This window comes from Treponema sp. UBA7570 (assembly GCA_002477955.1).
Lineage (GTDB): Bacteria > Spirochaetota > Spirochaetia > Treponematales > Treponemataceae > Treponema_D.
This window is the reverse complement of the sequence record DLLE01000043.1, coordinates 10,767-23,480: the sequence shown is the minus strand read 5'-3', so window position 1 is coordinate 23,480 and position 12,714 is coordinate 10,767. Positions and strand designations below refer to the sequence as shown.

The following is a 12,714-nucleotide window of genomic DNA, read 5'->3' as shown; positions in this document are numbered from 1 at the left end:
GTTGACGAATCAAAATTGCAGAAAAAGACAACCGAAAAAAAACTTACTCCAGAGCAGATTGATAAACTTCCTCCTGCAGAAAGATTCAGCAGACGTGTAATCTTAAAAGTAAGCAAGATTGAAAAAGTTGAGCAGCATCCGGGTGGTGCTTTCCTTTATATTTTAACTCTTAACACAGGCGATGCAGAACCTCGGCAGATTGTAAGTTCTATTGTTCCGTTCTATAAGGCGGAAGAGCTTTTAGGAAAGAACATTGTTTTGGTTTACAACTTAAAGCCTGCAAATTTCCGAGGAGTTCGTAGCAATGGGATGCTTCTTGCTGCCTCTGATCCGGCCGTTACTGACAAAGAAACTTGCGAAGTAATTTTTGCACCGCAGTTTGAGGTTGGAACAATTCTTGAGCCAGAAGGATTTAGCGCGCCAGAAGAAGAACTTTGCTTTGTAAAAGCCGACAAGTTTGCAGAAATGGGGCTGCATACAAAGTTAGGTTTTGTAGAAATTGATGGAAAGAAAATTGGAGCAAACGGAAAATTTTTGACCGTAGAACTCTACAAAGACGGAAAAGTAAAATAAAATTTTTGGGGCATTAAAAATATGGCGGTTAAATTTGTTGTCATAAGGCACAAGGGAATTAACCGCCGTTTTTTGTGTAATGACTTTTTATTTTAACGATAAACTTCGAATTTTATAGTTTAATGTCATTATTGGACTTTGCTACTTGTCATTATCGGGCTTGAGCCGATAATCTATTGAAATTTTTCAACAAATTTCTGACCGAGTTTACTGCGTAAACATCGCAGTATTGTAGCACGGGAAATGGCATATATGACTTTTCTTTTTTTTATTCGACATTCCAGTTAATTATTATTCTTCCAGATTTGCTGACAGCCTGTTTAAGAGAGAAACCAGTTGATTTTTTTCTTGTTCGGAAAATTTTTTCCAGCAGTTTTGCATAAGTTTGTTCGATAAATCGTTTGTTTTTTCGTTATATTGGCTTCCTTTTGGAGTCAGTTGGATTTGTTTTTTGCGGCTGTCGTCCGGGTCTTTTTTTTGTTCAACTAAGCCAGCTTGTTCAAGTTTTTTTACAAGGGCTGTTGTTGTGGATTTATCGCGGTTTATTTTCTGAGAAAGTTCACTGAGCGAAAGGCTTTTTGTGCGGCTAAGACAAAAAAGAATGTTTCCGTGGCTTGTCGCGAGTTTTGTAAGGCCAAGAGCCGAAAGTTTTTTTTGCAAAAAATTTTGGCTTTGAGAGTGAATGTGCGAAATTAGGCTTAAAATTGAATACTGATCGTAAAACATTGAAGTAATTATAACCTTTTACGAAAAAAACAAGTAGCAAATTTAGAAAACAACAGATTGTTATTGTTTTTTTTGTTTGTTGTAAATGCGCTAGAATTTTATTAAAATGTGAAAATATTATTTTGCGAGGTTTTGAAATGTTTTCAGATATTGAAATTGCTCAAAAAAACGAAATGGCTCCGATTGCAGATATTGCGAAAAAAATTGGGATTGAAGAAGATTGTCTTGATTTTTACGGAAAATACAAAGCAAAAATTACTATGGCTGAACTTCGCAAATTTCAAAAAAAAGTTCTTGATCCTAAGAATCGCGGAAAGTTGATTTTGACAACGGCTGTAACTCCGACTCCTGCTGGCGAGGGAAAATCTACAGTTTCGATTGGTTTGGGCGACGGTTTGAATAAAATTGGCAAAAAAACTGTTATTGCTTTGAGAGAACCTTCTTTGGGACCGTGTTTTGGCATTAAAGGCGGTGCGTGTGGCGGCGGTTATGCACAGATTGTTCCGATGGAAGAAATCAATCTGCATTTTACGGGTGACATTCATGCGATTTCGATTGCGAACAACCTGATTGCGGCTTTAATCGATAATCATATTCAGCAGGGAAATGCTCTTCACCTTGATCCGCGCACAATTATTTGGAAGCGTTGTGTTGACCTTAATGACCGGGAGCTGCGAAATATTACAATTGGTTTGGGCGGAAGAACAGACGGTGTTCCGCGAGAAGATCATTTTATAATTTCGGTTGCATCGGAACTTATGGCTATTGTGTGTCTTTCGGTTTCGATTTCCGATTTAAAAAAGAGAATTGATAATATTACAATCTGCCAAACTTATGACAAAAGGGCAGTAAGATTTGGTGAATTAAAGTGTACTGGAGCGATTGCTGCTCTCTTAAAAGATGCAATTCGTCCTAATCTTGTGCAAACATTGGAAAAAAATCCGGTATTTGTTCATGGAGGACCGTTTGCAAATATTGCGCAAGGAACAAATTCTATCAATGCAACATACAGTGCTCTTGCTTGTGGCGACTATGTTGTTACAGAAGCTGGATTTGCCGCTGACCTTGGCGCAGAAAAATTTATGGACATTAAATGCCGTACTGCTGGATTAAGTCCTGACGTAGTTGTAATTGTTGCTACTGTCCGCGCCCTTAAGATGCACGGCGGAGTCGCAAAGGCCGATCTTTCTATGCCGGACACAGACTCTTTGAGAAAAGGGTTTGAAAATCTTGCCGTCCACATTGAAAATATTTCTAAATTCGGAGTTCCTTCCGTTGTTGCAATAAATAAATTTGTTACTGATACTGAAGAAGAAATTGAGCTTTTGAAAAAACTTTGTGCGGAAAAAGGCTCAAAGGCTGTTTTGTGCGAAGGCTGGGGCAAAGGTGGAGAAGGCATGACCGAGCTTGCTCATACAGTTGTCGAGATTGCCGAATCTGGAGAAGCTAATTTTCATTACCTTTACGAATCTCATCTTTCGCTTGCAGACAAGGTTCGAACTATTGCTAAAGAAATTTACCGTGCAAAGTCTGTTGAATTTCCGCCTAGCGTTCTTAAAAAATTGCGTGAATACGAAGAGCGTGGTTTTAAGGAACTGCCTGTTTGTATTGCAAAAACGCAAAATTCTATCAGTCATGATCCAAAATTGATTGGCGCTCCAAAAGATTATGTTTTCCCTGTGCGCGATTGTCAGCTATACAGCGGCGCTGGCTTTGTTGTTGTGCTCGCTGGCGATATTATGACAATGCCAGGCCTTCCTAAGTTGCCTGCTGCCTTGAATATCGATGTAGACGATGACGGAAAAATCTCTGGATTATTCTAGAATTAAAACTGTACTGATAAAAACAAAATCTGCTGGAGAAAAAATGTTCGGATTTTTTTTGAAAAAAAATTTTTGTGATGTTTGGGATAATCTTTTTTATCTTATTTTGACAAATGTTTTGCCTGTTGCAATTGGCGTCGGCTCTTATTTTGCAATTTCTGCTTCTGTTGCAATAAATCCTTATCTTCCTAACGTAATTTTTGTTATATGTGCTGGAGTTTTGATGAGCGTTTTGTTCGCATGGGGAGCAAATGCGCGTAAAATTGCGGATTTTAATTCGCCGAGATGGAGCTTATTTCTTGCTTCCTTAAAAAAATGTTTTTTGACTGGCTTTATCTTTGGCGCGTTGCTTGCGGTTTTGGTTTTGGTTGTAAGAATTGCCTTTATTTTTTACCTTGGAATGTATTTTAAAAACGGAAGTTTGATGAGCATTTTGCTTGCTGCGGTTCTTGCCTGGTTTTTTATTATTGTTGTTATGGCTTTGCAGTGGTTTGTTCCATTGTATTTTTTGCAGGAAGACAATACTTTTGGAAAGAATTTAAAAAAATCGTTTATTGTATATTTTGACAATGCGGGTTTTTCATTTTTAATGCTTTTGCATAATCTTGTGCTTTGTGTTCTGACGATTCTTACATTTGGCCTGATTCCTGGGTTGAATGGAATTACGCTCAGTTGTATGAATGCCTGCCGTCTGCGTCTTTACAAATACGATTGGTTTGAGGAACATCCGGAGTGTCTGGAAGATAAAGAAAAACGCACTTCTGTTCCGTGGGATGAATTGATTGCAGATGATAAAGAGTCTCTCGGTCAAAGAAAATTGAGTTCGTTTTTGTGTCCGTGGAAATAAGTTAAAAAAATCACAACAAAAAGCCCGTGGCGAATGCCACGGGCTTTTTGTTGCTTCTAAAAATTATGTTTATTTAGAAATAAGCAATGTTTTTGAATCAAGCTTAAGACCAGATTCTACGTCTTTTTTGTCGCCGAGTTTAAGAATATCTACAGCGACGTTTGAACCTGTCTGAGAGAGATTTATAACAACATCGAAATATTTTTCCAAGTTTGCAGGAACTACATCTGCAAGTTTAGCGCCTTCTGATGTTGCAGAAGTCCATACAGTTACTTTTTCTGACTGTGCATAGCCTGCAACTGCTTTAACATCGTCTTCTGAAACTTTTGTAAAGTCGATTCCGTCCATTACAACGCCTTTTACAGCAATTCCTGCTGCAGAAAGAGCTTTGAGTGTGTTTACAACTTTTGTAACAGAGAAGTTGTCGAGAGAGAAGTTGAGGATTGTGCGTTTTGAAACTACATCTGTTTTTAGTTCCGCACTGTTTCCTGCTGATTTTTTAGCAATTTCTGCAAAAATTCCATCGTACCATGAAATTACGTTTGAAGAATGAAGATCAAAAGTTACGTGAACAAGCTGTTCGTCTTTTAACAAAGTGTCCATTCCAAACTGAACAAGCACTGATGTCTTTCCCAAGCCTTTTTTAGAAGTAACTAGACCGAGGCCACCTTCTTTAAGACCACCTTCTGTTGCAGCATCAAAAAGGCGAACTGGGCTTTTATTGTAAAGATCCTGTTTTACCATGTGTTTCTCCTATAGGAAATGTAAGTCCGGCAAAATACCGGACTTTTTTGAGTTGCTTAAATCGAATTAAGCGTTCTTTTTTGCTTCCTGATGCTTTTTGATAAGCTCATCAGCTACAGCGTTTGGAACTTTTCCATATTTAAGGAATTCCATTGTAAATTCAGCTTTTCCCTGTGTAGAAGAACGAAGGATTGTTGAGAATCCGAACATTTCTGAAAGTGGAACTTCTGCGTTTACAGTTGAGATGTTGTTTTCATCTGTTGATTCGAGAATTACACCACGGCGCTGGTTGATAAGACCAAACATATTTCCCTGGAATTCAGTAGGTCCTTCGATAGAAACCTTCATGATTGGTTCAAGAATAACAGGCTTTGCCTTTTCATAAGCTTCACGGAATGCACCGATAGCAGCTGTCTGGAATGCAATATCAGAAGAGTCAACTGGATGGTACTGACCGTCGTTAATTGTTATTTTTACACCAACAACTGGAGCTCCGATAAGAGAGCCTTTTTCCATTGCGCGGCGGAAACCTTTATCACAAGAAGGAATGTATTCGTTAGGAATTGCACCGCCCTTGATTGCGTCTACAAATTCGTAGTCTTTGTCGGCGAGAGGCTCCATGAATCCTGCAACGCGTCCGTACTGACCAGAACCACCTGTCTGCTTTTTGTGTGTGTAGTTGAAGTCTGCACGAGCCTGGATTGATTCACGGTAAGCAACCTTTGGAGGAGTTACTTCTACTTCGCATTTGTATTCACGTTTCATACGCTCAACGTATACTGCAAGGTGGAGTTCACCCATACCTTTGATGATTGTTTCATTTGATTCTGGATCAAGCTCTGTCTGGAAGGTAGGGTCTTCTTTTGTAAAGCGGTTGAGGGCTTTAGCAAAATTTGCGGCCATTGACTTGTCTTTTGGCTTGATAGCCTGGGAAATAACTGGCTTTGGAACGAACATAGAAGTCATAGCTACGTTGATTCCTTCTGCACAGAAAGTATCGCCTGAAGCACAGTCAACACCGAACAATGCACAGATGTCGCCTGGTTCTCCAACGCTAATATCTTCCATTGCAGCAGAATTCATGCGTACAAGACGACCAACCTTGAATCTTTTGCCTGTACGAGTATTTGTAAGTTCGCATCCTTTTGGAATACGTCCCTGGTAAATACGGATGTATGTGAGCTGACCGAACTGACCATCATCGAGTTTGAATGCGAGTGCAACAGCTGGCTTGTCTGGAACATTGAAAAGTTCAACTTGTTCTTCGTTTTTGTCGAGATCGAGAGCATAGTTGTGAACTTCTGTCGGGTTAGGAAGATAGCGGACAACACCATCGAGAAGTGGTTGAATACCTTTGTTTACGTGAGCTGAACCGCAGAATACACTGACAAACTGTTCTGCAAGAGTTCCCTTGCGGATTGCAGCAATGAGTTCTTCTTCTGTTGGTTCTTCGCCTTCGAGAACTTTTTCCATAAGGGCGTCATCGAAGTTTGCTGCTTCTTCAATCAATTCCTGATGATAGCGTGCGGCATCGTCTTTCATATGAGCTGGAATATCTGCATAGCGGAGATTTTCACCGTTTTCACCATCGAAGTAAATTGCTTTCATTCCAACGAGGTCTACAACACCTTCGAGTTTGTCTTCAAGACCGATTGGAAGTTCAACCATGTGTGCATTGAGAGCGAGTTTGTCGCGAAGCTGACCGCATACACGAATTGGATTTGCACCCTGACGGTCGCATTTGTTTACGAATGCAACGCGAGGTACATGATAGCGTTTGAGCTGTCGGTCTACTGTAATAGACTGTGACTGAACACCTGCTACAGCACAGAGAATCATGATTGCACCGTCAAGAACGCGAAGAGAGCGTTCAACTTCTACTGTAAAGTCAACGTGTCCCGGTGTGTCGATCAAGTTGATTGTTGTGTCTTTCCATTGAACCTGTGTTGCAGCTGACTGGATTGTAATACCGCGTTCGCGTTCCAGTTCCATGTTATCCATTACAGCGCCAACACCGTCTTTACCGCGAACTTCGTGAATAGCGTGAATTTTGTTACAATAGAACAAAATACGTTCAGAAGTTGTTGTTTTGCCTGAGTCAATGTGGGCACTGATACCGATATTACGTACTTTAGTAATATCAAAAGCCATATTGTTACCTCTCAAAAAAAAGTTTACAATTTAAAAACCGTTTAAAAATTTATCATATATAATGATTTCAAGATAACGGTAGATTAAAACAATATAACTGAATTTTGTACGTTATTCAATTGGTAAAAAGTAAAAATTACTTTAATTCCTTAAAAACAAAACCTTGCGCTAAAAAAAATAATCAATTGTTGTTAGTTTTTTTGTTTGAATGTGATTTTTATTGATGATGTAAAGTGCTTTTTTTTAATTTTCCAGGCGGCGGACAGAGAATATGTGCTGCTGTCTTTTGTTCCGTTGTATAAAACTGAAGCGAGCGAACCAGAAATTCTTATGTTGCGTTTTCTTCCGAGCGATATTGAAGAATCTAGCGAAAATTCTTGTTTTACGCTGTCATTTTCGGTTTTAGACGGATAATGTCTTCCTTTTATAGTAAATTTTTTTGAAAAATTCGGAGAAGTTTTTGATATGCCGAACAGAATTTCGTAAAATTTATTTGGAATTGAACTTTTTGAAGGCGGATTTCCAGAAATAAGAATGTTTCCGCCGGTAAAATTCGATTTGAACGAAAAATTTGGTTTTTCAAAGATAAAGCCTGCCGCAATTTTTGCAATATTTATTGAAGAAACTTCGCTTGTTCCGGCAATTTTCCATGTTTCGGTGGCAGTTATGCCGAATCTGAGCAAATTTCCGCCTTTCGTAAGAAAAACAAGCTGCGGGTTTAAAGAAGCCTGCTCTGCCGTTTTTATGATTGACGAATCTGAAGAAATGAGCGGAACCGCTTTTGGAGAAATTTTTGTTGTCGGAATTGCAAAAAAAGAAGCATCAAGAATAAAATTTTGCGCTGAAAGTCTTATTTTTGAATTAAAGTAAAAAGCGTTGATTCCGTAAGGATTTTGCTGAAAACATGAATAAAAATTGAATTTAAAAAAAGGCGAGATGAAAAAGTTTTCCCAGAAAAAAGAATTGCATCTTTGGCTTGTAAAAGTACAGTTGTTTTTTTTAAGATACGAAGAATTATTTTCCAGAATTGTTGAAGAAAAAGTTATGTGGCTTTGAAAAAATATTTTTTTTGAAAAATGAATTTTTGTTTTTGCGCTAAAAAAAGCCGCCCGGTCTTCGTGTCTGAACGCTGCCTGGACCAAAAACGGAATGTTTTTCTTAAAAAAATCCAGACTGCAGAAAAAGGCGGGCGGCTTTTCGGTTGAGGAAATAGTCGGAAGAGAAAAGCCGATTCCTGCCGAAACCGGAAAACTTTTTTGAACAGGATTTGACGAAATTGCGGGCACAGGATTTTTTAAGCGTCCAATCGATTTTGAAAAACTGATTGAACCTGCGGCAAGCGTTAAAGGAATTGTGTTTTTAAAAAGAGTTGAATTTGCGCTCCAGCGTCTGTCTGAAAAAATCGAATTAAAATTTTTCGATTTAAAGGCAGAAGAAAATTCTGAAAATTCGCTTTTTGGAACAGAAACAAAGCCTCTCAAAAAAATTGAACCGAAGTTAACCAGAATTCCGCCTGAACCTGAAAAAGAATTTTGTTCGTTTGCAGAAAAATAAAAGTTTCCGCTGGATTTTAATTCAAAATTGAATTGAGGCTCTTTTCCGAAAGCTGGAAAAAATATTTGTAAAATAAAACCTAATAGAAATAATCTTTTCATCACAATATAAGTTGAGATGAATGTTAATTTTTGACAATTTTTTGGAAATATTTTTGAAAAAAAACGGGAATTTTATTTTGCGGCAATGATTGGAGGGGGGCCGGAGGCAAACAAACGCCTGCGTTTGGTCGTAGCCCCGGAAAGCATGGTGGGGCAAGAATTGCCCCAGCCGCCCTTAATTTTGAACTATATAGCTGTTTATTTTTGCAAATTCATTTGTCGAGGCAATGCGTTTTTGCCAATATTCGGCTTCGCTTTTTGTTGTGTAAGGTCCGACGCGTACACGGTAGAACAATTTTCCTTTTGCGTCGTTGTAAGTGAACACTTCGTTCGGAATTTTGTTGTTTTCGAGGCTTGTGCGCGCTTCGTCCGCGGATTTTTTTGCTTCGTATGAGCCCACCTGAATCCAGTAAGAAACTGGTTTTTGCGCTGTGGTTTTTGCCGATTTTGCGGTTTTTGAAACAGATTTTGCAGTTGCTGTAACTTTTTTTGCCGGAGTTTCTTTTTTTGAAACTGTTTTTGAAACGGCGGTTGTTTTTGGCTTTGATTCTGTTTGAGCTTGCGGAACAGCTGTTTTTTCCGCTTTTTCGTTTCTGTTATTTTCGTTTAACTGCTCTGCCGTGTAAATGTTTTGAGGTGTAACCTGCGAAACGGCATTTGGGTTTGTTTTGAGCGCATTTAAGTCGATTGTTGTGGTTGTTCCTGTTCCATAAACGAGAGCGCTGTCTGTAAATACGGTTACATTTTTTGCGTTGATTGGATTTTCGTTTGGAGAAGAGCTTTCGTTCTGCTGATTTGTGTTTTGAGCGAACTGTTTTTGAGGTTCAATGCCGGTCTGTGCAATTGCATTTGCGTTTGACTGCGGCAAAGGCTGAACCGCATCCTGAGCTGTGGTCTGTGAGTTGCTGTTTAATGTCTGATTGTTTTCTGCAAAAATTGATGAATCTGGAACTTTTGCAGAAGAAACCCAGCCGTCAGCAGGATTTGAGTAAGTTTGAGATGCGCCTGTTTTTTGAAAGGAAAGCAAAAGGGCAGCGCCTGCGACTACCAATAAAAATATACCTGATGCAGCGACAATCCATAAAGTTTTTTTCTGTTCCATAATATTTTAGCTCCCGATACAGTGCAATTTTTTCACTATAGTTTTTATCGGAATTTCAAAAAAAATGTTTAGTTTTTTATGAAGATGACTGGAAGTTTTGTTTTTTTATATTCGGAAAGAAGTTTGTTTTGGGTTTTAAAACGTTTTATTATCTGTTTGAGAGGCATTTTGTCGCGGCGTTTTGCGCGTATAAGGCGTTTTATGAATGGTGCAGTGACAAAATAGATTTTTGAGCAAAGCTCCAAAAGTTGCGGCGTCTTGTAAAGGACTGTCGCGTTTAGAAAAATGGTTTTGTTTTTATTCTGCGCGATAAATTCTTTTGCAAGGCGGACAGTTTCCGGATAAACGAGGTCTTCTTGTTTTTTTAGCAAGTCCGGCCGCGCAAAAATCAAGGCGCCGAGCGCACGCCTGTTGAGGCTGCCGTCTTTGTTTTGCAATTCGATTTTTGCTTTTTTTGCGTCTTTCTCAAAGGTTTGGAGAATTTGCGGTGTGAGTTTTTCGATTGCAAGATGTACTGTCTTGTCGAGGTCTAGGGAAACGCATTTTTTGTCCGCAGTTTGCGAGCATAGTTTTTGAGCGGCATAGTTTTTTCCTGCCGCCATCTGTCCGCAAAGACAGATTATTTCCGGCGAGTCAGGAATCAATTTTAAAAAAAAATTTTTGTCAGAAAGTTTTACAATTTTTTTCATAAATTTTCAAAATTAGTGGAATTCGCCCCAGGTTTTTCCGCTTTCTACGCTTACTCTCAAAGGAACATTCAACTGAACTGCGTGTTCCATTTTTTCGGTTATAAGGGCGATTGTGTCGCTTACCGGCTTTTGGCCTTCTGGACATTCAAAAATCAATTCGTCGTGAACCTGAAGCAAAAGCCTTGCTCCTGTCGGATTTTCTTCGAGCGCCTTAGAAACGTCAATCATCGCTTTTTTTACAATGTCTGCCGCGCTTCCTTGAATTGGACTGTTTTTTGCAATGCGGATTGCACCTTCTTTTTCCATTTTGTTTGCAGAATTTATTCCGCGGATCCACCGTCTGCGTCCCATAATCGTTTCGATAAAACCGTTTTTTTCTGCCTGTTCAACGTTTTTGTCAAAAAAATTGCGCACGCCCGAATAGACCATAAAATAGTTTGCAATAAATTCTGAGGCCTGGGTTCTTGAAATTTTCAAGTCCTTTGCCAGCGAAAAAGCGCCCATTCCGTACATTAAACCGAAGTTGAGGGTTTTTGCATTTCTGCGCATTTCTGCCGTTACGCTTTCCATCGGAAGTCCGTAAATCAAGGCGGCCGTCGACTTGTGAACATCGGTTCCTTCGTTGAACGCTTTGCTCAAGTTTTCATCTCCGCTTAAATGGGCGAGGATTACAAGCTCAATCTGAGCATAATCTGCCGAAATCAAGACTTTTCCCTGAGGCGCTGTAAAAGCCGAACGGATTTTTCGTCCTTCTTCCGAGCGAACCGGAATATTTTGCAAATTCGGGTCTTTTGAAGAAAGTCTTCCTGTTGCAGTTCCAGTCTGCATAAAATTTGTGTGAACTCTTCCGGAAGAATCTGCCATTTTCGGCAAAGTTTCAACATAAGTCGAAAGAAGTTTTGCCTTTGCCCGATAATCCAAAATCATTCCAGGAACGCAGTCAAATTCGCGCAAAGATTCCAAGACGTCCGTATCCGTCGAGTATCCGGTCTTTGTTTTTTTGCCCGGCTTGAGTTTTCTTTCGTCAAAAAGAACCGCGCTCAGCTGTTTTGGCGAAGCAATATTGAATTCGTGTCCGACCTGAGCGTAAATTTCTTTTTCTGCCTTTAAAATCTGGGTTTTCAGTTCAATTTCGTAGTTTGCAAGGCAGGTAGAATCCAAATGAATTCCGTCAATTTCCATTTTTGCAAGAACTGGAAGAACCTGCATTTCCATTTTTTCAAAAAGCTCCCAAAGATTTGAGCTTTTTAATTCGTTTTCAAAAAGTTGCCAAAGCTGCAGCGTAAAATCAGAATCTTCCGCGCCGTATTTTGCCGCAACGTCGATTTTTACATCTGCAAAAGTCTGGTCTTTGCCGACAATTTCTTCAAATTCCGTGCCCTTAAGCCCCAGTTTTTGTTCTGCCAGAGTTTCCAGCGCAAAAGGAGATTTTCCAGTTCTGTCAGGTTCCAAAAGCCAAGCCGCAACCATAGTGTCGCAAAGTTTAAAATCCGGACGTTCCCCTGCGCTTTGCGCCGGGTCGGGCTCTTGCTCGACGGGGGCGCTCGCGGCGATCCCTAACGCATTTTTTCCCAAAAGATTAAGTCCGTTGTAAAAAAGCACTTCAATGTCAAACTTTGCATTGTGCATTACAACGGTTGTTTCCGAAAAAAATATTCGCTTTAACTGTTCAAAAGCGTCTTTTTTTGAGATTATTGGCGGAGCAAAGAGGGGATCTTCGTTCAAAATCAAAGGAACGTAAATTCCGCTTCCTTTTTTGTACGCAAGAGAAAATCCCACTAAATTTGCTTCGCGTGTGTTGAGGCTGTCGGTTTCTGTGTCAAATGCGGCAGTTCCGGTTTTTAGAGCTTCGTCTACAAATTTTTTTAATGCCTGCAAATCTGTGCATGCAGAATAATCGCCCTTATTTTTTTTGATTTCTGTTGCAACCTGCGAAAATTGTTTTTTTTGCTCGGAATCTTTTTCGTTTTTTGGGGAAGTTTTCTCGGTTTTTGCTGTTTTTTCGCTGAGTTCAGAATATGTTTTTGCCAGTGCCGGAAGTTCGCGTTTTATCATTTCGCTGCAAAATTCTTCTAAATTAAGTTTTTTTATTTTAAAATTTTCAAGGCAGTCTTCACATTCTGGCTTTAGCTCTTCAATTGGAACATTTTCTTCAAGAGTAATCAGTTTTTTTGAAAGAAAGGCGTTTTCTTTGTCCGAACGGATTTTTTCGCCAATGCTTCCTTTTATCGAGTCTGCGTTTTCGTAAATTTTTTCGAGGCTTCCGTATTCGTTTAAAAGTTTTACCGCAGTTTTTGGACCAACGCCTTTTACTCCAGGAACATTGTCCGCGCTGTCGCCCGTAAGGCTTAAAAGATCAAGTATTTTTTCTGGCTTTAAGCCCCATTCGTTTTCGACGTCCTGC

Annotated in this window: 10 protein-coding genes; 3 read left to right on the top strand and 7 right to left on the bottom strand. The window is 39.5% G+C overall.

The genetic code is table 11. From position 1 onward, the window contains the following. The first annotated feature begins 15 nt into the window (after positions 1-15). On the top strand, positions 16-573 hold the full coding sequence (locus B4N75_RS05140) for a hypothetical protein (RefSeq protein ID WP_296706789.1): 558 nt from the start codon (positions 16-18) through the stop codon (positions 571-573). Between the two features lie 291 nt (positions 574-864). On the opposite strand, the gene B4N75_RS05135 is transcribed toward B4N75_RS05140, so the two are convergent. Next, a complete protein-coding gene (locus tag B4N75_RS05135; protein WP_296706759.1) occupies positions 865-1,299 on the bottom strand; it encodes a MarR family winged helix-turn-helix transcriptional regulator in 435 nt (144 codons plus the stop codon). 137 nt (positions 1,300-1,436) lie between these two features. Here B4N75_RS05135 and B4N75_RS05130 point away from each other — a divergent pair, with 137 nt between their 5' ends. Both B4N75_RS05130 and B4N75_RS05125 read left to right on the top strand, forming a co-directional pair. After that, positions 1,437-3,122: a formate--tetrahydrofolate ligase gene (locus tag B4N75_RS05130; RefSeq protein WP_296021571.1), complete on the top strand. Its 1,686-nt coding sequence runs from the start codon at positions 1,437-1,439 to the stop codon at positions 3,120-3,122. Continuing rightward, positions 3,094-3,969, top strand: coding sequence for a hypothetical protein (locus B4N75_RS05125; RefSeq protein WP_296021565.1), 876 nt, complete (start codon positions 3,094-3,096; stop codon positions 3,967-3,969). Before B4N75_RS05130 ends, B4N75_RS05125 begins: the two co-directional genes overlap by 29 nt. 69 nt (positions 3,970-4,038) lie before the next feature. On the opposite strand, the gene B4N75_RS05120 is transcribed toward B4N75_RS05125, so the two are convergent. The 6 genes from B4N75_RS05120 to polA form a co-directional block, all read right to left on the bottom strand. Continuing rightward, a complete protein-coding gene (locus B4N75_RS05120) occupies positions 4,039-4,713 on the bottom strand; it encodes an ATPase domain-containing protein (protein WP_296021559.1) in 675 nt (224 codons plus the stop codon). A 66-nt stretch (positions 4,714-4,779) separates the two neighbouring features. After that, positions 4,780-6,864, bottom strand: a complete 2,085-nt coding sequence (fusA, locus tag B4N75_RS05115; protein ID WP_296021555.1) for an elongation factor G — start codon at positions 6,862-6,864, stop codon at positions 4,780-4,782. Positions 6,865-7,055: 191 nt separating this feature from the next. Then, a complete protein-coding gene (locus B4N75_RS05110) occupies positions 7,056-8,519 on the bottom strand; it encodes a hypothetical protein (protein ID WP_296706757.1) in 1,464 nt (487 codons plus the stop codon). Positions 8,520-8,694: 175 nt separating this feature from the next. Then, entirely contained in the window at positions 8,695-9,621 is a 927-nt protein-coding gene (locus B4N75_RS05105) for an SPOR domain-containing protein (RefSeq protein WP_296667563.1), read from the bottom strand. A 68-nt stretch (positions 9,622-9,689) separates the two neighbouring features. Further along, the gene (locus tag B4N75_RS05100) at positions 9,690-10,310 is read right to left on the bottom strand and encodes a dephospho-CoA kinase (protein WP_296706754.1); all 621 of its coding nucleotides are present in this window, start codon (positions 10,308-10,310) and stop codon (positions 9,690-9,692) included. 12 nt (positions 10,311-10,322) lie between these two features. Further along, positions 10,323-12,714 (bottom strand): DNA polymerase I (gene polA / locus B4N75_RS05095; protein WP_296706752.1); only part of this gene is annotated, 2,392 nt, incomplete at its 5' end.